We start from the raw sequence: 18067 nt of genomic DNA, 5'->3' as shown, positions 1-18067 counted from the left end.
AAAGGATGAGTGAAATGGAAACGATGCTCGCTGTAGAAGATTTGGGAAAATCATTCAAAGGCAAGAAAATCGTATCGAATATTTCATTTGAAGTAAAAAAAGGGGAGATCATGGCACTGCTGGGGCCGAACGGGGCAGGAAAATCGACGACGATTCGCAACATTATGGGCATCATGTATCCCGATGAAGGAACCATCACTTTCCGAAACAGCACCACCAAAGAAATCCCACGCAATAAAATTGGTTATTTGCCGGAAGAACGCGGCCTTTATAAAAACGTCAAAGTGATGGATATCCTGCTGTATCTTGCGGAGCTGAAAGATTACCCGCTGAACCGCGCCAAAGAACGCGCGCTTGAGTACTTGAAAAAATTCGGTTTGGAAGGCAAAGAAAAAGTTTCGGTCGAGGAGCTGTCAAAAGGAATGGGCCAGAAAGTTCAGTTTATCGCTTCTGTACTTCATGAACCGGAACTGTTGATTCTGGACGAACCTTTTTCAGGGCTCGATCCTGTCAGCCAGGAACTGTTCAAAGATGAAATCCGTTCTCTGGCCGAGAAAGGAACAGCGATTCTGCTGTCTTCGCATCAGATGAATCTTGTTGAGGAAATGGCGGACCGCCTGTTTTTGATCCATCGCGGGAGAAAAGTGATTTACGGAACATTGAAAGACGTGAAAAAAGAATACGCCAATTTCAAATGCACCATCCACGGAGGCAACAGCCGCATGTTGCTGGAAAACCTTCCGGAAGTTGAACGGGTGGAGCAGAGCGGCGAAATAGCTGTGCTGTATTTATCGAAACATGTCCAGCCTGCTGTATGGCTGAAAGGCCTTCCGGAGGAACTCGATATCCAGGAGCTTTCTATTGATCGGATCTCACTTCATGAGATTTTCATTGATATCGCCACCGACAAGAATTTATTGAAGGAAGCGGGTGAAGTGCATGCGTAACACCATGAAAGTCGCCAAGTGGGAGATCAAGCGCAATATGAAAAGCAAGTCGTTCATCATTGGCCTGATTCTGACGCCGGTCATTTTCCTGGCATTTTTCCTGCTGCCGGACCTTTTCGGATCGGATGATGAAGCGGCTACAACCACGGTCTATGTAAATGACCAGCTCGGCGTATACGAACAATTGGAAGCGGCCGCATCGAATACGGAATGGCACATGGAACAAACGGACGCTGCAAAAGAGGAAGCCGCTTCAGTGATTGAAGGTGCAGAAGATGCAGCGTATGTCTTCATCGACGAACGGTCGGTCGAAACCGGCACCGTTGCTGTTTACACAAACGAAAACACCAGCTCCTCTTTTATGGATGAAGTCCAAGTTCTAGGCGGGCCGCTGCAGGTGGTGCAGTTCGAACAGCTCGGGTTAACGCTGGAGGAGGCGGAAGTAGTCTCGCAAGGCGTCGTCTTTAAAGACGCTTCCGTGGAAACAGAAGAAAGCGGACTATTCAGTGAAAAGCTGTTGCAACGTATAATCCCAGGCGCATTCGCTGCTGTTGTGATGCTGTCGATCGTTTTCACCGGAATGGCGATTTTCCAAAGCGCTTCTCAGGAGAAGAAAGACAAGATTGCGGAGATCATCCTTTCGTCCCTGACACCAGCGGAACTGATGCAAGGCAAAATCATCGGCTATTTTGTTCTCGGCCTCATTCAGGTCGTCGTTTTTATTGTGATCGCGCTGCCAGTGCTTCTTTGGAAAATCGATTTTCCGGTCATTGAGTATCTCTTGGTGCCGGAACTGCTCGTGCTGTTGCTTATTTCGATTCTCGGCTACTTGCTGTATGCGGCACTGTTCGTTGGAATCGGCGCGACGATGGCCGATATTTCGACAGCCGGGAACTTCCAGGGCCTGGTCATGATGCTTCCCTTTAGCCCGTTCCTATTCATTGGGCCTGTCTTCAGCAACCCGAGTGGATTCTGGTCTCAGCTAGGAAGCTATATTCCGTTTACATCGCCCGGTGTTTTAATCTTGAGACTGTCGCTCCTTGAAGCATGGCCATGGGGGGAGATCATAGCCGCCATCGCCATTCTTGCTGTCAGCGTTTTAGTCTTTATGAAACTTGCCGGAAAAATCTTCAAAATCGGCATTCTGATGTACGGCAAGAACGCGACTCCGGGTGAAATCTGGAAATGGATCCGGGCATGACAAAAAACTTACGCAATTGATTTGCGGAATATTGAATCGCAAATAAAAGAAAATGAAAAGACAGGGAGTTGCTTTAAATTAGCAACTTCTCTGTCTTTTAAATAAAACGTACAACTTTATTATAAGCAGTTGGCACAGCGAAATTTGCCCGTAGCCAAAAAGGCGATTCGTAAAAGAACAGTCTTTTTTTCGTCTTTTATTTTCCGCCGCCAAGTATGTCGAACAAGCCGCCGGCAATGCTGCCCTCGCCTTGAGACCGGCCGGCCGGATTTTGAGGAGCAGCTGCAAAGACACGGCTAGCCAATCGACTGAATGGCAACGACTGCACCCACACACTTCCCGGGCCTTTTAACGTTGCAAAAAACAAGCCTTCGCCGCCGAACAAAGCCGTTTTAATTCCCGGCACCATCTCGATGTTGTAGTCGACATCAGCCGTCATGGCGACCAAACAGCCGGTATCGACCCGGAGCACTTCGCCTTTTTGGAGATTTTTGCGGTAAAGCGTCCCGCCTGCATGGACAAAAGCGAGGCCGTCGCCTTCGAGTTTTTGCATAATAAACCCTTCGCCGCCGAAAAAGCCGGTTCCGAGTTTCCGCTGGAATTCAATGCCGATGGAAACACCTTTTGCTGCAGCCAGAAATGCGTCTTTTTGGCAGATGACTTTCCCGCCAAGCGTACTCAAATCCAGCGGAATGATTTTCCCAGGATAAGGCGAAGCGAAGGAAACATGGCGTTTGCCTGAACCGGTATTGGTGAACGTTGTCATAAAGAGGCTTTCACCTGTGATCAGCCGTTTTCCGGCACCCATCAGTTTTCCCATCAAGCCGCTGCCGCCAGATGGACCGGATCCGTCACCAAAAATTGTTTCCATTTTAATCCCGTCTTCCATCATCATGAGTGCACCCGCTTCTGCGATGACGGTTTCGTTTGGATCGAGCTCCACTTCAACAAACTGCAAATCATCGCCATGCAGTTTAAAATCAATTTCATGGTTATTCATTTTGTTGTCCTCCTCAGATTTAATTGCTTATTCTATAATGAATACGGGTGATAGGGCGTGAAAGTTTCGCAATCAACTAAATTAATCGGTTCTAAAAATGGGACCAGTGGAAAGCCTTTGAAAAATGAAATCAAATTTGTCGATTAAAGAAGAAAGAAGGAAACCGAATGAACGCCAAACATTGGATCAAACAACTCGAAATGGAAGCTCATCCGGAAGGAGGTTATTTCAAGCAATCGCTGAAGTCGGATCATATCTTTTCGCCAGCAACCCATCCAGATGAAAGAAGCCTCTACACCAGCATTTATTTTTTGCTGCAGTCAGAGGATGTATCCCATTTCCATCAACTATTGTCGGATGAAGTCTGGTATTTTCATGCCGGCAGTTCATTGACCATCCACATTATTGACGAGTCTGGAAACTATCGGCAAGAAAAACTGGGATTAAACATTCAAAACGGAGAAAAGCCGCAAGTCTGTGTAAAAAAAGGAAGTATATTCGGTTCGACTGTTGACGAAAAAGAGGCTTATTCGCTTGTCGGCTGCATGGTGTCGCCGGGTTTTGAGTTTGCGGACTTTAAATTGTTCAGCCAAAATGACTTGCTCGCTGATTTTCCGCAGCACGAAGAAGTTATCAGCCGTTTGGCTTACAAAAAACTGACATAATCCGAAATCCTGTATCGAATGTTTTGAAAATATGATAAACTTAAAAAAACTCTTTAAAGGATGAGGAATCCCCATGGCACTTATTTTACCGCTTCTGATAATCGCGACAGCAATTTTTGTCGGCGTCGCTTCGAAAAAGTTTTACGACAAACCGTATATCGTCAATTTTGCCCTCGCTGCTTTGATGCTGCTGATCGTCATTCAAACAATGATCATGCAACCGATTAGCACAATGGGCTATATAGCGATTGCCTTTTGTTCGCTAGCGTTTTTGTTCCAATTGGTGATCGGTATCAAAAATTTTATAACGAAAGAACAAGTAGGGGCATAAACGGTCTATATAAGATGAACTAAATATTAATTGGAAACTGATATTTTGCAAAACCGCTTCGAATCATACAGGCAAATAGTGGCCGGACGGCATTTGGCCGATACTTTGCGATAAAGTCCGCCGCTCTTTCCAGAGCGACCGAAGCGGTGTTTAAAAGGATGCTTCTGTAGTTCACCTTATATAGCTTTGAACTATTTTAAAAACCAATCCTAATTGTTTGAATTTCTTTTGAATAACGGAAAAAAGATGGCTTCCTCATAGGAGCCATCTTTTTTTATTACACTTGGTTCAGCGCATCGGAAATATCTTCATCTCCTGAAGTAATTTCGAACGTTTTCCCGACTAAATTTTCTCGGGACAGAGCTTCAAAGAGGACGCGCGCCACATCTTCCCGCGGAATGGTGCCGGTATCCAAATTTTCACCGAGGCGAATTTTTCCGGTTGCTTGGTCATTGGTCAAACCGCCAGGCCGTACAATTGTATAAGCCAGGCCGCTTGACCGCAAAATATTGTCCGCATGGTGCTTCGCTACATAGTAAGGTGCCATGTCTTCGCTCCAATTTTCTCTTCGGTCTGCGTAAATGGCGCTGACCATAAGAAAACGGTCGGTTCCTGTTTGCTGGGCCGCTTCAATTGTTTTTGCGGCACCGTCCAAATCAATGAGCAAGGTTTTGTCTGCGCCTGTGGATCCGCCGCTTCCCGCAGTAAACACCACTGCGTCGCAGCCTTCCATCGCAGCGGCAATTTCTTGGACGCTTTCTTCCAAACTGAGCAGCACTGTCTCAACGTTTAAGCTGTTGAAATAACTGATTTGTTCTTCGCTGCGAATCATGGCGATTGCCTGGTGTTTCGGATCTTCGCTTAACAATTTGACAAACTCCCGTCCGACTTGGCCATTTGCTCCGACGACTAATACTTTCATGGTCATCACCTTTCTTTTGTCAGGATATCCTACTTTTTCTATACCCTTCGCTTCTGTCTTTAAGCGAAAACTGGAAAATCCCTTTGACAACAAATCGAAATAGTTTGAAATAGGACTTTAATAACAAACTAAATTCAGTATAATAAGGATTACCAGAAGCATATATTTGAACTGTTGAGGAGGAAGAGGAATATGGAACCTAGAAAAAATAGGAAACAAGGAAATTTCGGAAATGCGGCAAACCATTCAGGCTTATCTTACGGCGTCATGCACGAATCCAGCAAAAATTACGATTCACAGCCTAATAAATTCACGGATTTTTTAATGCAAAGTTTTCTTTTTATCCTTGGAGGCGTCATTCTTTGTGGCATTCTTTACGCCGTCGTGTCTTATACATAAGCAAAAATAAAATTAAAACGAATCGAAAGGGGACTTTTGGGTGATTCTTTATCCTTCGCGGCCGCTCGAAACAATAGGGATTACGGCCCCTTCGTCCGGTCTATCGAAAGAACTGCACGGATTGCTCTTGGAAGCCGAAAACCGACTGAAACGAAGAGGCTTTAAAGTGAAACTGGGAGATACCGTCTGGACGCAGCAATTTGCCAAATCAGCTCCGGCGGATAAGCGGGCAGCGGAATTGATGGCTATGTTCGAAAACGCATCCATCGATTTCATCGTGCCGCCGTGGGGCGGGGAATTGATGGTTGAGGTTTTGGAGCACCTGGATTTCGCCCGCATCGAGCCGAAATGGCTGTTGGGCTACTCGGACATCAGCGGGTTGCTGCTGGCCATTACGCTGCAAACGGGGATCGCAACTGCCCATGGCACCAATTTCATCGATCTTAGAGGGGAAGAGATGGATGCAACGACGGCGCGTTGGATGGATGTGTTGACAACCAAAGAAGGCGAGTCGGCAACTCAAATTTCCTCTTTGCTCTATCAAAAAAAGTGGGACCATGACCATACAACACCGGTGGTATTTCATTTAACCGAACCGACTGTTTGGAAGACGGTTTCAGGTCACCGAGAACAATTTTCCGGCCGTTTGCTCGGCGGGTGCATCGACATCATCCGCCACTTAATCGGAACTCCTTTCGGTAATGTCCGGCAGTTTCGGGAACAGCACATTCCGGGAGAGCCGCTTGTTTGGTACTTGGAGAACTGCGAATTGAACATAACCGACTTAAGGCGGTCCTTGGTGCAAATGAAATACGCGGGCTGGTTTGAAAATTGCAGCGGTATTTTATTCGGAAGAAGTGCGGCCAATCAAGCGGTCGATGGCTATACGGCAGAATTGGCCTATAAAGAGTTGGCTCAAGAGTTGTCCCTTCCGATCGCCTACGACATTGATTGCGGGCATATGCCGCCACAACTTACGTTCGTTAATGGGACATTCGCAGACATTACTGTCCATGAAGGGAAAGGGAAGGTTGTGCAAACGTTCATATAAAAGGAGGAAATCGCCATGGAAATCAGACAGCTGAAGCCGGCTGATGCGGAAACAGTTTACAAATTGCGGATTGAAGCATTGAAAAACAATCCCGATGCCTTTGCCACCCGATTAGAAGATGCGTTGAAAAAACCGGTAGAAGCCACTAAAGAAAGGCTGTCTTCTGAATCCGCTGTTACCTTTGGCGCGTTTATTTCCGGCAAGTTAGTCGGAAACATGTCGCTGTCGCGTGAACTTACGCCTCGCATGAACCACCGGGCCATGATTGTTGCGGTCTACGTCACACCGACTGAGCGGGGTAAAGGGATTGCGGGTTTATTATTGTCTGCCCTCATTGAACATGCCAAAAAGTGGAACGGACTTGAGCAGCTGCATTTGACGGTTTCGTCGCACAATGAAAACGCTAAAAATCTGTATCGGCGATTCGGTTTCGAAACTTACGGCGTTGATGTAAAAGCGATGAAAACGCCTGAAAACTACATTGACGAAGATTTGATGGTAAAATTTCTTTAATAACTGTTGCGGGAGCAAACTTTTAATCAAGCTGCTTTGGGATTGGAAGAAGAACGCTTTTTTTGACTTTCTTCAAGCAGTAAAAACACCCTAATTGAAAACTTCATGAAAAATGAAGGTTATCGTTTAGGGTATTTGTTTTCTAGCTAGTGGTTAAGGAGCGGTCATATAATACAATTTGTCGTCATCATCAGAAGGGTTGCCGCGCCCATCTGTGTTGTTTGAGATGAAAAATACGTTGTCTCCGTCAACCAGTACATCGCGGACTCGGCCAAAGTCGTCAAATGAGTCTTGGAGTTCGCCGGTGTTCAAATCGATTACTTTCAATGCGGTTCCGCGAAGGGCGGCAACATACAGTGAATTGCCTTTGATGGCAATGCCGCTCGGCGCCCATGTTTCATTCGAACCGGTTGTCACAAAAGGCGTTTCCATGCCTTCGCCGGTTTGGTTTCCTTCGATGATCGGCCATCCATAATTATGTCCTTCTTCAATTCGATTGATTTCGTCATTGGCCGATTGGCCGTGTTCGGCAGCATACATCTCGCTATCCCGCCAAGCAATGCCTTGCGGATTTCGGTGGCCGTAGGAGTAGACGGAGAATTCATTGTTATCGCCGAGCCTTAAAATTTTGCCGTTATTGGAGTCCGAGTCTTGAGCCAGTTCAGGCTGAGAAGCATCGCCTACTGTTGCAAACAGTGTGCCGTCGCTATCCAGTTCCAAGCGGCCGCCGTGATGGACGCTGCCTGTTTGGATATCATCAAGCAGGACATTTGTTTCCTGCCACACATTGCCTTCGAGCGCAAATTCTGCAATTTTGTTAAGCGGTTCGCCATTTTGTTCATAGACGTAATAGCCGTAAGCTTCCTTCGACTCTGCAAAATCTTCTTTTAAGACAAATCCGAGAAAACCGGCTTCCGGCACATTGGCAAGAGGATCCGAAAATTCGACTTCTTGGCGCGTCACTTTGCCGTCCGCATCAACGTAGGCGACCGTTCCCGACCGTTCCGAAATGTAAAATTCGTTCCCGACTTTGTTGATGGACCACGGAACGTTGAGACCGGAAGCGATTTCTGCCGGCGAGTCGACAGGTTCAAACGCGTTTTCTGGAGGATCTTCTTTCGCATCACCCGGTTCCTCGGCATTTTCTTCCGGTTCATCTGGAGCCGGCGTCTCTTGGGTTGGCGCATCTGATTCGTTCGGTTCTTCTGTTGTTTCTTGAGATGCGCAAGCGGCAAGCAGCAGCAATGAAAGCGGCATTACAAGAAATTTTTTCAACGCTAAAACCTCCTTTTTTTCATGATAAGGGAAGGAGGAAAGAATGCAAACTGTTTTTTGGGAGGTGTTACGATGGCTTTCATGAAAGAAGCAAAAGAAAAGGAAGAAGTCCGCAAAAAACGCAACCGCATTCGTCTAATCACTTGGATTGTGGCCGCCCTTATTTTGTTCGCGGTGTGGTATTTCACCAAATGAAAAAGAGCTTTCACGAAGAAAGCTCTTTTTTCGTTTGAAACAAATCGATGATGACAAGTCCAACAGTGATGCCGATCCCCACATTGACAATCAAAGGGTTTAAAAATTGGTCGCGGAACACGAAAGCGACGGTCAAGGCGTAGAACCCCCAATTGGCCAATTTCGTGGTAAACGGAAGCGGCGCGTCTTTCGGAAAACGAAGGCGGGTCATTTGAAACAGTAAAAACGAAGCCATCACAAGAATGAAATAGGGCCAAGACATTTGGTCGATGGCATTATTTAAAACTATGTATACAACGAGCGGTATAAAATAAAACAAAACAAATTTCATCTACATCACCTTTTCATGCGCATTATTTTATTTATTGGATTTTCGTGATGCGACAAGCGTATACAAATTATAAATGGATAAAACAACTGCTAACGTAACAATGACGATGGAAATCGCGGGATAGACTGACATGCCATTATTCAAAACTTCCAGCACGCGCGTGTAAATGATCCACGGACCAATAATTAAAATAAAAATATCCAATGCCGTTCCAAATTTAGTTCTCATAAAAATCCTCCAATACGTTCATCTTCCTCCATCTTACCAGACTTCGGCAGCGGCGTCTTTCGCAAATAGCAAAACGGCCGCCATCCAAGAAGGAGAGCGGCCGTTTGATTGTTCATTTATGGGCGCGCAGTTCTTTGCGCGCCAAATCGTCTGCAGCTTTGTTTTGGGAATCCGGAATCCATTTGATAAAACAAAAATCGAATTCTTTTGCGAGGCTGAGTGCTTCTTCCAAAAGTGGCTTGAAATTCGGGTTTTTCGTAAAGCCCCGGTCGAAAGCGTCAACCGTAACTTGTGAATCGGATTTAATGGAAACCATGCCGGATGATAAATCTTTCGCCAATTGCAAACCTTTGACGAGAGCTGTGAACTCTGCCATATGATTGTCCATTTCCCCGACGTACTCACTCCACCTGACTTGATGCCCTTCGCCTCTAATAAATACGCCAACCGCACTAACTTTAGGCGTACCGGCCGTAGCCGCATCTATAAAAACTTCAAGCATGCATCCACCTACTTTTCGTCTGCTGGCGTAATGGCTTTTGCCATATAGCCAAACGGAGTATCGAGAACCGAAACGATAAATTTCAAAATATACGTGGAAAGGAAGATTTGAATCCAGACATCAAATGGATAAACGCCGTAAAACGCAATGCTCGTAAAAATGAGCGTATCCAGTAATTGGCTAATCAATGTGGATCCGTTATTGCGGATCCAAAATTGGCCGTCTGTCGGAAAAACTTTGCGCAGCGCCGTAAAAATAAACACGTCTAAATGCTGGCTCGTTAAATAGGCCACCATGCTTGCAATCGCAATTTGCGGTACCAAGCCGAAAATGGTATGAAGCGATGGGTCGGCAAAGTCGCTTTCCGCTGGAATAAAGTTCATGCCGAATTGCATAGCAATGATCATGATCAGCAATGAGAAAAATCCAAGCCAGACCGCCTTTTGCGCATCTTTTTTGCCGTATTTCTCATTGAGAATATCCGTTGCCAGGAAAGTAGAGGCATACAAACTATTGCCCAAAGTGGCAGTCAACCCAATGATTTCAATTGTTTTCGTTACTTGAATATTCGCCAAAATGGTCGAAATGGCCACCCATGCGAACAAACCCGCTTTGCCGAAAAACTTGTACATCACCAAAAGCATCAAAAAATTAGCCAGAACAAAGCCCAGGCCAAAAAACTCGTTAAACAAAAAAATTCCTCCTTAGTTTTGATAAAGCGGGAGTTCACGAACCGCTGGCATTCTTTAAAATGTCCTCTGATAGTATATCTATTGTTGGAATAAAACACAAATGCGTAGTAAAATACAAGAATGGCATTTTTTAAGGAGTGACCGCGTGAATAAAACATCCATTATTAATGAAATTGATGAAATGTTGACGACTTATTGCGATGGTTGTTTTGTGAAACAGACCATACGCAAAGAACAAGGGAAAACAGCAGCTCATCGTTTTTGCATCAGCCAATGTACTGTCGGCTCCCAACTGCAATTTTTAGGCCAGGAATTAAACAAAAATGGGAACGATTGAAAAATAGTATAGAAAAGCGTAGGCGGCTGTTCAGCCCCGACAAGCGCTGGAGGACTCGGCAGCCATGGCGCTTTTTCCATGGAAGCTGAGACCGAAGCGACTCGAGGGGCAAGCCGCCAGAGTCTGGACCACAGAGGAATTTTAATTCGCTAATTCTAAAACGTATGAAAAGCCCGAAAGAGACCAGCAGGTTTCTTACGGGCTTTTGCTATTCTGCTCGGCTTGCCTGCTGCTCTTGCACCAGCTGCAGTACTTCGTCTGCAGTTTGAGGTGGATTGCCGTACAAGTCCTGCCCTCTAAACGCATGTACTTCTTTGTATGCTTCTTTCATTTTTTCCATTACCCACTCGTCGGATTCGGTATTTGGGGACCAATAAAAAATATCCATTTCACTTCGTTCTCCTGTTACGGGGTGCTTGCGGACATATTGGATTGAAGGGGCTTTTTCGAAGCCGAGTTTTTGATAAAAACGGACCCGTTTTCCGGATTCTGGATCTTCTTGAGTCACTGGGTCTACTTCAAGAACGATCATTTTGTTTTTCTTTTTCACGCGTTCAATGACTTTGCTGCCAAGCCCGCTGCCTCGAGAAGAACTGCAAACCAAAATATAGTCGATAAACAAAAAATCTTCTTTTTCAAAATAGACCAAAGTGTATTGCGGACCTTCATCTAGTTTATAAAAACCTTTTTTTTCATCAAACAAAAGTTGCATGTGTTTTTCGGACTTCATTTCTTTCGCCGGGAAGTAATCCCTCAGTTTCGAAAACCAGGATTCCATCGCACTCATTTCCTTTCAAATTTTTAAAAGTATTGATTTATCAATTTCCCGGAAATTATCTGCATAAACCTTATATATATAAGGTTTATAAATTTTTGCATTAGGTAATACTTAAGGTATGTTTATTATTTCAATTGCCGAGAGGAAGTTTTGCTATGACAGAGACGAATACGAACCAAAAAGTCACCGCTATTTTAGGATGGAGCTTGCCGGCTATCGAAGCGATGGACAAGCTGGACCGCCCATATGTAGTTGTTGGCCCGCCTGATTTTGTCGGCTTTGCCAAAGACCACGATATCCCTTTTGTCCCATGGGACTTTGATCAATTGAACGAGGGATCGGAAGAACTTTATGAACAGCTTAACAAATTGAATGTTAAACTCGCTGTGCCAATATATGAAGAAACAGTGGAATGGGCCGGTGTTTTGAACGCTAGATTCTTTGACGATCCGCGCGTTTTCAACCGTTCATTGTTATTGCGCGATAAAGGCTTAATGAAACGCAAAGCGCAAATGTCCGGCATAAAAGTAGGCGTATTCGAAGAAGCTTATTCAAAAGACGACATTTATCGCTTTTTAAAACGAGTAAACGATGCATTGATTAAAATAGATGGAGACGTCAATGATCCAATCCATATTAAACCGTTAAACAAAGCGGGCACAGTAGGCCATATGGTTATACGTGATGCAAGCGACATTGATAAAAGTGAAGTGCAGGAATTCCCATATTTGATGGAAAGCCATTTGGATGGCCAAGAATTTTCTTGTGAAGCCTTTATCCATGACGGCGAAATTATGTTCCTGAATATCACCGAATACGTTAAGCTGGGGCACTCCAACTTCGTGCCAGCTTCCCCGAAACTTGAAGAGTGGCGTCCGCAAATCAGAGAGCAAATCCAAAAATTGGTTGATTCATTTGAAATCAAGTATGGCGTGATTCATCCCGAATATTTTATTTCGCATGATGGCACGTTGAATTTTGGTGAAGTAGCGGCCCGAGTACCAGGCGGCCATATTTTTGATTTGATTGAACGCGCCTATGGGTTTAATGCATTCCAAGCACAGATTCTTTGCAGCGATCCGGATACGCCAAAAGAAGTGTTGCGAGATTTCTTCCCGGAAGAAGTTACTTCTGCAAAAGGCTATGCGGGAAGTTTGATGGTCTACCCACGCGTGCGAATGATTGAAAAATTAGACATGCCGGCTGAACTGAAAAATGATCCGTATTTTGAAAAACATGATTTGTTTATACCGGTTACATCAAAAGTGGCGGAACGAGTTGGATTCGGAAACCACTATGGCACGCTTTTCTTCTTTGGAGAAGACAGCGCTCGCATGACTGAACTATTGCAGCAATATGAAACTTATGACTTTTATCATTAATCATCTGGAGGTAATTTAATGGCTACTGAAGCAGCGACAACAAAAGAGAAATTTGGGCAAGCCCTCCGGACACTGGAAGAGGCAAAACCGTTTGCGAAAAGCATGTATCAAACCGAAGTATTCCAACTGGCATCAGAACTTGCAAGCACTGATGAGGGCTTGGAAATGCTGTATGACTATGCAGCTGATTTTGATAAAGCAGGCGTATTCAACGGCGGCCCTTGGGCAGAAGCGGACAATTTAGAACCGGCTTTTGTCGGCGGATCGCTGAAAATTAAAGGCGTCAACTCAGTCGTCGAAATGCTGAGTGAAATGCGTATGTTGGCGATATCTGAAGGGAAGTACACGCATGAAAAAGTGCCGCCGGAAGAAGCGTCAGCGTTTTTAAATGAAGTATTGGCATTGAATCTAGATTTGTTGTTCCCTGCTGAGACCGAAGAAGCACGCGTTGAAGGCGGCGGCGAACATTTGGAGCGAGGCGAACGGCTTTTCCGTTTCCTTGGCGGCAAGCTTTCCTATAAAGCGGTAGCCCATAAACTGGTGGAAGAAATTGAGCGCTTGACCGTACAGCGCCCCATCATGGTTGACCGCATCATCAATATGATTGAAACGGCAACACAAATGGTCGATGAAAATATCGAAGAAAGCACGAAAGAAACGCTTCGTTATTACCAAAGAGCTATCACGACTCCAACTGCTATGAGCGAACAGGAAACGGACCACAAAACCTACCGAAGAAAACTAGTCGATGCCGACGAAGAAACTTTGAGCAAAGAAGCACAGGATTTTGCGGAATCGATGAATAAAACCGGACTAGTGGCTCCAGTAGCAGCGATTTTCTTGCGCTACTTAAACCGCAGCAAACCGGAATTGATTCCGGAAATGTTGAATTTGACTGAAATGGGTACAGCAAGCTTTAATGCCAACACCGAGCTTGTTCGCGATATCATCCATTTTTCCGTATACCCGCAGACAAGCAAAGTAATTTACGGTTTGTCGCGTATGCTTGACCGCGGCGTCTTGACGCAAGAGCCGTTGATTCCGGCAATTAAACGCCTGTTTGATATCGACATCCGTCCAGAAGTGAAAAAACGCATATTGCGCCCGGAATACCGGAAAGCTGGCCTTTCAGCGAATGGCGTGCTCATTGGCGGCGTAGTGACCGTTCTTGGCCAGCCGCTTGGCATTGGCCAAGGCTTAAATCCAACTTGCCAATCAGCTCGTGCAATCAGTCTTTGGGCACAGCACGGCATTGGCCAGCTGCTTGAATATGTGGCGCGCGGTGTCCGTGAAAACGACATCGACGTAACATTTGAAGGCGAAGCGATTCATTCAAGTGCAATCGAAGATGGCGTTGCAGGAGAAATCCACCACGAACTGGATCCGGTTTCAAGTGTCTTAGTTCCGCATTTGGACAAAATCTACAACGAAATGATGAAGAGAACCTTGCTGCGCGGAGAAGACGGACATAAATGGGTCAATCCAGAATTTTACGGCGAATGGATTCCAAGAGGATTCGTCAACATCATCGATCCGGTATCCGGATTTGTGACTGACTATGATGCGTTTGTTCGCTTGTTCTATGCAACGCACCATCCGTTGTACAACGAAGGCTATGAAATGATTTATCCAAATCCGGTCGGAATTTACATTACCAACGTCCATGGGAAGTTGCTTGGGCTTCACGCCGTTTCGATTCAGCGGATTGCACAAGATCCTGACGAAGAATACCGTGTGTACTTCTACAACCCGAACAACGACAGCGGGCAAAACTGGGGCCAAGGAATTGAAACAAGCGTCCACGGAAACGGCGAGCTTGAAGGCGAATCATCGCTGCCGTTCCATCAATTTGTTGCCCGTATGTACGCTTTCCATTACAACCCATATGAACAAGGGGATACGTACATGGTGGAAGACGGAGACGTTGAAGAAATTGAAAAACTGGCGCGCGAAAGCTGGGGCCAAACTTATACATGGTTGTAAACAAATCCAAGAACTAAAAAAGGAGACCCGGGGAAATTTCCCCGGGTCTCTGTTTATTGTTTAAAATGAATAACGGTTACAGCTCGATAACGTTGGATGCTTGAGGACCACGATTTCCATCAATAATTTCAAAAGATACGCTTTTGCCTTCTTGGAGCGTGCGAAATCCTTCTCCTTGAATCCCTGTAAAATGAACGAAAACATCATCGCCATTGTTGTACTCAATAAAACCGTACCCTTTTTCCGTGTTAAACCATTTTACTTTGCCCTGGTGCATGCACGTTCCTCCTATTATTGAGCCATATCGTGGATCCATTAAAAGTCACTTTTAATGTGGTTATACTATACATGAACCGCGGAAAATCGTCAATGGCGGCATGATTTAGTATATGAGGCACTACAGGTTATACTAAATAAGGGAATGAATGATTGAAATGAAATTAAGCATGTATATAAGTTGAACTTAAGAATCGTCATTTCATATACCGCTTCGGACGCTTTGGGAAAGGCAAAGAATAGTGCTCCTGCGCAAGCTCGTCGCCAAAGAGGCCCGCAACTTTGGGTCTCTCTTTGGCTCTCGCAATAAGCCGAGAAGACCACTCGTCTTATTGCTTCGGCGCAAAGCATGGGCCAAAAGCTGTTTGGCCCATGCTTGCCTGCGAGCCCGCGGCAATTAAAACTGTGCTCCTGTCTCTGCATCGCTTCGCTAGCTTCGAGACATGAAAGAGCGTTGCAGCTGTTTTGCGGAATATCGACAAGTCGAATACTGAGTTGAATTTATATAAAAGGAGAAAACCATGAATAGACAAACCATTGAACAATGCAAAACGGCAGTAAAAGCGATATACGATACTTTTGATGCGAGCCATGACTGGCAGCATATCGAACGGGTGATGCAAAATGCCAAAATGATTTTGGCAGAGGAACAAGGCGATGCGTTTCTTGTCGAATTGGCGGTGCTGCTGCACGATGTTTCCGACCCAAAATACCGGAAAGACGGAGAAGACTTGGAAAAAGATATCCTAGATCGCCTTAACCTTTCACTTGAACAAAAGGCTGCAGTCGAATCCATCATTCGTTCGGTTTCGTTTAAAGGCGGAAATGGCCTTACTGCTGAAACGATTGAAGCTCGCATCGTTCAAGACGCAGACCGATTAGACGCCATTGGGGCAATCGGCATTGCACGGACATTTGCTTTTGGCGGCGCCAAAGGACATAAACTCTATGACTGGAACGAAAAGCCGAGAACAACAATGAGTGAAGAAGAATACCGTTCGGTGCAAAAAAGCAGCACCACTCATTTTTATGAAAAGCTTCTTTTATTAAAAGACCGCATGTCGACGGACAAAGGAAGGCAAATGGCTGAAGAACGCCATCAATTTATGTTATCCTTTTTAGAGCAACTACAAAAGGAAACGGATGGGGAATAATGAGCCATTTAAATATTACCAACTTAACAAAGACAGTAGGAGCGAAAACTTTATTTAAAGATGTAGAGTTTTCGTTATATCCCGGAGAGCGAGCTGGATTGATCGGCGTAAACGGGACAGGAAAATCAACATTGATGAGCATTTTGGCTGGAGACATGGAAGCCGATTCCATTTCGATGGATCATCCTAAAAAATATGAAATCACGTATTTGATGCAAGAACCCGAATTCGATGAATCATTGACGGTGTTGGAAACGGTCTTTTCCGGACAATCGCCGATACTCGCCTTGAATCGTTCATATGAACAAGCACTGAAAAATATGATGGTCGACTCCAGTTCGACGCAACTGCAAGAAGAATTGATGAAGATCCAGGAAGGCATGGAGCGTGAAAACGCATGGGACATCAATGCGTTAGCCAAAACGGCACTGACAAAACTTGGCATCGACATGTTTGACCAAAACATTAGCGAATTGTCCGGCGGCCAGCGAAAGCGAGTGGCATTAGCTAAAGCGTTGATCGAACCTGCAGACTTGATTTTGCTTGATGAGCCGACCAACCATCTTGATGCGATTTCGACAGAATGGCTGCAAGAAACCTTGCTTCGCATGAACAGCGCGATGCTTTTCGTGACGCATGACCGCTATTTCCTGGATGCAGTGTCCACCCACATTTTTGAACTGGCAGACCAGACGATGTACACCCATAAAGGGAATTACGGCGACTATTTGGAAAACAAAGCCATACGCGATGAAATGAATGCTTCGTCCCAGCAAAAGCTGGAAAACCGTTTCCGTTCGGAGTTAAAATGGATCCGCCGCGGAGCGAAAGCCCGTTCAACAAAACAAAAAGCACGCATTCAGCGTTTTGAAGAAATCCAAGAAAACGTCAAAACCGAAAACGACAACACATCCCTTGAATTATCGATGCAAAGCCAGCGCCTCGGCAAAAAAATTATTGAAGGCGAAAACCTGGGCATGGCATTTGGCGGCAATGTCATTTTCAGCGGGTTTGATTTCTTGCTGCAAGGCGGCGACCGAATCGGCATTGTCGGACCAAACGGCGCAGGAAAATCGACGCTCATGAAAGTGCTGGCGGAGGAGTACAAGCCGACTGAAGGCAAGATTGCCTACGGCAGCACCGTCAAGATTGCCCATTTCACCCAGCACTTGCCGGAAATGGATGAATCGCAGCGCATGATTGAATACATTCAAGAAATTTCAAGCGATTACGAAGCGGTAAAAGGCGTCAGATTGTCTGCCACGCAAATGCTGGAACGGTTTTTATTCCCGTCTAATGCCCACGGCACTCAAATTGGGAAATTGTCCGGCGGCGAGCGCAAGCGCTTGTACTTGTTGAAATTGTTGATGGAACAGCCAAATATTTTGTTTTTGGATGAGCCGACAAACGATTTAGACATTCAGACGCTTTCGGTATTAGAGGACTTTTTGGAAAACTTCCCTGGCGTCGTCATCACCATTTCCCATGACCGCTTTTTCTTGGACCGCATCGCCCGCAAACTATGGACGACTGGCACAGGAGAAATTTTGGAATACCAAGGATTGTATTCTGATTTTATTAAGGAAAAAGCACAGCCTGAAGCAGCAATTGAAGAAGTCGCAGCACCTGAACCTGTGGCGGAGGCGTTAAAGCCTGAAAAACCGAAAAAGAAAATGACGTTCAAAGAGCAAAAAGAATACAGCACGATTCTCGATGACATTGCAGATGTAGAAGCAAAAATCGAAGATCGCGAAGAAAATATGGCAGCTGCTGGATCCGACTTTGAAAAACTTAACAAGCTGACCGAAGAAATAAACGCGTTGACTGAGCAGTATGATGAGTTGATCGAACGCTGGACATACCTTCAAGACCTTGCAGAGTCAACCAACTAATTCAACAGGAGGA

General features: G+C 45.3%; 22 protein-coding genes. 13 read left to right on the top strand and 9 right to left on the bottom strand.

What is annotated here, in order from left to right; genetic code table 11:
* Positions 1–14: 14 nt before the first annotated feature.
* Both ACRRQV_RS03935 and ACRRQV_RS03930 read left to right on the top strand, forming a co-directional pair.
* A complete protein-coding gene (locus ACRRQV_RS03935; RefSeq protein ID WP_432527898.1) occupies positions 15–947 on the top strand; it encodes an ABC transporter ATP-binding protein in 933 nt (310 codons plus the stop codon).
* Positions 940–2148, top strand: a complete 1209-nt coding sequence (locus ACRRQV_RS03930; RefSeq protein ID WP_432527896.1) for an ABC transporter permease — start codon at positions 940–942, stop codon at positions 2146–2148. Before ACRRQV_RS03935 ends, ACRRQV_RS03930 begins: the two co-directional genes overlap by 8 nt.
* Positions 2149–2344: 196 nt before the next feature.
* On the opposite strand, the gene ACRRQV_RS03925 is transcribed toward ACRRQV_RS03930, so the two are convergent.
* Positions 2345–3148 (bottom strand): TIGR00266 family protein, encoded by an 804-nt coding sequence (locus ACRRQV_RS03925; RefSeq protein ID WP_432527894.1) that lies wholly within the window; start codon positions 3146–3148, stop codon positions 2345–2347.
* 167 nt (positions 3149–3315) lie between these two features.
* On the opposite strand from ACRRQV_RS03925, the gene ACRRQV_RS03920 reads away from it, so the two are divergent.
* Positions 3316–3813, top strand: a complete 498-nt coding sequence (locus ACRRQV_RS03920; protein ID WP_432527892.1) for a cupin domain-containing protein — start codon at positions 3316–3318, stop codon at positions 3811–3813.
* A gap of 73 nt (positions 3814–3886) precedes the next feature.
* Entirely contained in the window at positions 3887–4144 is a 258-nt protein-coding gene (locus ACRRQV_RS03915; RefSeq protein ID WP_432527890.1) for a hypothetical protein, read from the top strand.
* 277 nt (positions 4145–4421) lie between these two features.
* Here the strand turns inward: ACRRQV_RS03915 and ACRRQV_RS03910 are convergent, their stop codons facing one another.
* On the bottom strand, positions 4422–5066 hold the full coding sequence (locus ACRRQV_RS03910; RefSeq protein WP_432527888.1) for an SDR family oxidoreductase: 645 nt from the start codon (positions 5064–5066) through the stop codon (positions 4422–4424).
* Between the two features lie 192 nt (positions 5067–5258).
* Here ACRRQV_RS03910 and ACRRQV_RS03905 point away from each other — a divergent pair, with 192 nt between their 5' ends.
* Genes ACRRQV_RS03905 through ACRRQV_RS03895 form a run of 3 tightly spaced genes read left to right on the top strand, consistent with a single transcriptional unit; the run spans position 5259 to position 7029 of the window.
* Positions 5259–5465 carry a hypothetical protein gene (locus tag ACRRQV_RS03905; protein ID WP_432527886.1) on the top strand — a complete coding sequence of 69 codons (207 nt, stop codon included), beginning with the start codon at positions 5259–5261 and terminating at the stop codon, positions 5463–5465.
* 40 nt (positions 5466–5505) lie between these two features.
* Positions 5506–6516, top strand: a complete 1011-nt coding sequence (locus ACRRQV_RS03900; RefSeq protein WP_432527884.1) for a S66 family peptidase — start codon at positions 5506–5508, stop codon at positions 6514–6516.
* Between the two features lie 15 nt (positions 6517–6531).
* Positions 6532–7029 carry a GNAT family N-acetyltransferase gene (locus ACRRQV_RS03895; RefSeq protein WP_432527882.1) on the top strand — a complete coding sequence of 166 codons (498 nt, stop codon included), beginning with the start codon at positions 6532–6534 and terminating at the stop codon, positions 7027–7029.
* A gap of 153 nt (positions 7030–7182) precedes the next feature.
* Here the strand turns inward: ACRRQV_RS03895 and ACRRQV_RS03890 are convergent, their stop codons facing one another.
* Positions 7183–8304: a PQQ-dependent sugar dehydrogenase gene (locus tag ACRRQV_RS03890; RefSeq protein WP_432527880.1), complete on the bottom strand. Its 1122-nt coding sequence runs from the start codon at positions 8302–8304 to the stop codon at positions 7183–7185.
* 72 nt (positions 8305–8376) lie between these two features.
* On the opposite strand from ACRRQV_RS03890, the gene ACRRQV_RS03885 reads away from it, so the two are divergent.
* On the top strand, positions 8377–8499 hold the full coding sequence (locus ACRRQV_RS03885) for a hypothetical protein (protein WP_432527878.1): 123 nt from the start codon (positions 8377–8379) through the stop codon (positions 8497–8499).
* A 10-nt stretch (positions 8500–8509) separates the two neighbouring features.
* Here ACRRQV_RS03885 and ACRRQV_RS03880 read toward each other — a convergent pair whose 3' ends face one another.
* The 4 genes from ACRRQV_RS03880 to ACRRQV_RS03865 all read right to left on the bottom strand — a co-directional run bounded on the left by ACRRQV_RS03880 (position 8510) and on the right by ACRRQV_RS03865 (position 10252).
* Positions 8510–8830 carry a hypothetical protein gene (locus tag ACRRQV_RS03880; protein WP_432527876.1) on the bottom strand — a complete coding sequence of 107 codons (321 nt, stop codon included), beginning with the start codon at positions 8828–8830 and terminating at the stop codon, positions 8510–8512.
* A gap of 27 nt (positions 8831–8857) precedes the next feature.
* Positions 8858–9058 carry a hypothetical protein gene (locus ACRRQV_RS03875; protein WP_432527874.1) on the bottom strand — a complete coding sequence of 67 codons (201 nt, stop codon included), beginning with the start codon at positions 9056–9058 and terminating at the stop codon, positions 8858–8860.
* Positions 9059–9170: 112 nt separating this feature from the next.
* Positions 9171–9560: a ribonuclease HI family protein gene (locus tag ACRRQV_RS03870; protein WP_432527872.1), complete on the bottom strand. Its 390-nt coding sequence runs from the start codon at positions 9558–9560 to the stop codon at positions 9171–9173.
* Between the two features lie 8 nt (positions 9561–9568).
* Positions 9569–10252 carry a queuosine precursor transporter gene (locus tag ACRRQV_RS03865; protein WP_432527870.1) on the bottom strand — a complete coding sequence of 228 codons (684 nt, stop codon included), beginning with the start codon at positions 10250–10252 and terminating at the stop codon, positions 9569–9571.
* A gap of 145 nt (positions 10253–10397) precedes the next feature.
* On the opposite strand from ACRRQV_RS03865, the gene ACRRQV_RS03860 reads away from it, so the two are divergent.
* Positions 10398–10589 (top strand): zinc-finger domain-containing protein, encoded by a 192-nt coding sequence (locus ACRRQV_RS03860; protein WP_432527868.1) that lies wholly within the window; start codon positions 10398–10400, stop codon positions 10587–10589.
* Positions 10590–10797: 208 nt separating this feature from the next.
* Here the strand turns inward: ACRRQV_RS03860 and ACRRQV_RS03855 are convergent, their stop codons facing one another.
* Entirely contained in the window at positions 10798–11367 is a 570-nt protein-coding gene (locus tag ACRRQV_RS03855; RefSeq protein ID WP_432527867.1) for a GNAT family N-acetyltransferase, read from the bottom strand.
* A gap of 155 nt (positions 11368–11522) precedes the next feature.
* On the opposite strand from ACRRQV_RS03855, the gene ACRRQV_RS03850 reads away from it, so the two are divergent.
* Together ACRRQV_RS03850 and ACRRQV_RS03845 are read left to right on the top strand one after the other, a co-directional pair.
* Positions 11523–12749: an ATP-grasp domain-containing protein gene (locus ACRRQV_RS03850; protein WP_432527866.1), complete on the top strand. Its 1227-nt coding sequence runs from the start codon at positions 11523–11525 to the stop codon at positions 12747–12749.
* 18 nt (positions 12750–12767) lie between these two features.
* Positions 12768–14732, top strand: coding sequence for a hypothetical protein (locus tag ACRRQV_RS03845; RefSeq protein ID WP_432527864.1), 1965 nt, complete (start codon positions 12768–12770; stop codon positions 14730–14732).
* A gap of 76 nt (positions 14733–14808) precedes the next feature.
* Here the strand turns inward: ACRRQV_RS03845 and ACRRQV_RS03840 are convergent, their stop codons facing one another.
* Positions 14809–15009, bottom strand: coding sequence for a cold-shock protein (locus tag ACRRQV_RS03840; protein ID WP_432527862.1), 201 nt, complete (start codon positions 15007–15009; stop codon positions 14809–14811).
* A gap of 520 nt (positions 15010–15529) precedes the next feature.
* On the opposite strand from ACRRQV_RS03840, the gene ACRRQV_RS03835 reads away from it, so the two are divergent.
* A complete protein-coding gene (locus tag ACRRQV_RS03835) occupies positions 15530–16162 on the top strand; it encodes an HD domain-containing protein (RefSeq protein ID WP_432527860.1) in 633 nt (210 codons plus the stop codon).
* Positions 16162–18054, top strand: coding sequence for an ABC-F family ATP-binding cassette domain-containing protein (locus tag ACRRQV_RS03830; RefSeq protein WP_432527858.1), 1893 nt, complete (start codon positions 16162–16164; stop codon positions 18052–18054). Before ACRRQV_RS03835 ends, ACRRQV_RS03830 begins: the two co-directional genes overlap by 1 nt.
* Positions 18055–18067 lie beyond the last annotated feature (13 nt).

Source organism: Planococcus sp. YIM B11945 (assembly GCF_050864155.1).
Taxonomy (GTDB): domain Bacteria; phylum Bacillota; class Bacilli; order Bacillales_A; family Planococcaceae; genus Planococcus.
The sequence above is the reverse complement of the archived record's forward strand: the minus strand, read 5'-3'. Positions and strand labels throughout refer to the sequence as shown.

Coding starts and splice junctions, on each gene's coding strand:
- ACRRQV_RS03935 (WP_432527898.1), top strand. CDS start 15: ATGGAAACGATGCTCGCTGTAGAAGATTTGGGAAAATCATTCAAAGGC.
- ACRRQV_RS03930 (WP_432527896.1), top strand. CDS start 940: ATGCGTAACACCATGAAAGTCGCCAAGTGGGAGATCAAGCGCAATATG.
- ACRRQV_RS03925 (WP_432527894.1), bottom strand. CDS start 3,148: ATGAATAACCATGAAATTGATTTTAAACTGCATGGCGATGATTTGCAG.
- ACRRQV_RS03920 (WP_432527892.1), top strand. CDS start 3,316: ATGAACGCCAAACATTGGATCAAACAACTCGAAATGGAAGCTCATCCG.
- ACRRQV_RS03915 (WP_432527890.1), top strand. CDS start 3,887: ATGGCACTTATTTTACCGCTTCTGATAATCGCGACAGCAATTTTTGTC.
- ACRRQV_RS03910 (WP_432527888.1), bottom strand. CDS start 5,066: ATGAAAGTATTAGTCGTCGGAGCAAATGGCCAAGTCGGACGGGAGTTT.
- ACRRQV_RS03905 (WP_432527886.1), top strand. CDS start 5,259: ATGGAACCTAGAAAAAATAGGAAACAAGGAAATTTCGGAAATGCGGCA.
- ACRRQV_RS03895 (WP_432527882.1), top strand. CDS start 6,532: ATGGAAATCAGACAGCTGAAGCCGGCTGATGCGGAAACAGTTTACAAA.
- ACRRQV_RS03885 (WP_432527878.1), top strand. CDS start 8,377: ATGGCTTTCATGAAAGAAGCAAAAGAAAAGGAAGAAGTCCGCAAAAAA.
- ACRRQV_RS03880 (WP_432527876.1), bottom strand. CDS start 8,830: ATGAAATTTGTTTTGTTTTATTTTATACCGCTCGTTGTATACATAGTT.
- ACRRQV_RS03875 (WP_432527874.1), bottom strand. CDS start 9,058: ATGAGAACTAAATTTGGAACGGCATTGGATATTTTTATTTTAATTATT.
- ACRRQV_RS03870 (WP_432527872.1), bottom strand. CDS start 9,560: ATGCTTGAAGTTTTTATAGATGCGGCTACGGCCGGTACGCCTAAAGTT.
- ACRRQV_RS03855 (WP_432527867.1), bottom strand. CDS start 11,367: ATGGAATCCTGGTTTTCGAAACTGAGGGATTACTTCCCGGCGAAAGAA.
- ACRRQV_RS03850 (WP_432527866.1), top strand. CDS start 11,523: ATGACAGAGACGAATACGAACCAAAAAGTCACCGCTATTTTAGGATGG.
- ACRRQV_RS03845 (WP_432527864.1), top strand. CDS start 12,768: ATGGCTACTGAAGCAGCGACAACAAAAGAGAAATTTGGGCAAGCCCTC.
- ACRRQV_RS03840 (WP_432527862.1), bottom strand. CDS start 15,009: ATGCACCAGGGCAAAGTAAAATGGTTTAACACGGAAAAAGGGTACGGT.
- ACRRQV_RS03835 (WP_432527860.1), top strand. CDS start 15,530: ATGAATAGACAAACCATTGAACAATGCAAAACGGCAGTAAAAGCGATA.
- ACRRQV_RS03830 (WP_432527858.1), top strand. CDS start 16,162: ATGAGCCATTTAAATATTACCAACTTAACAAAGACAGTAGGAGCGAAA.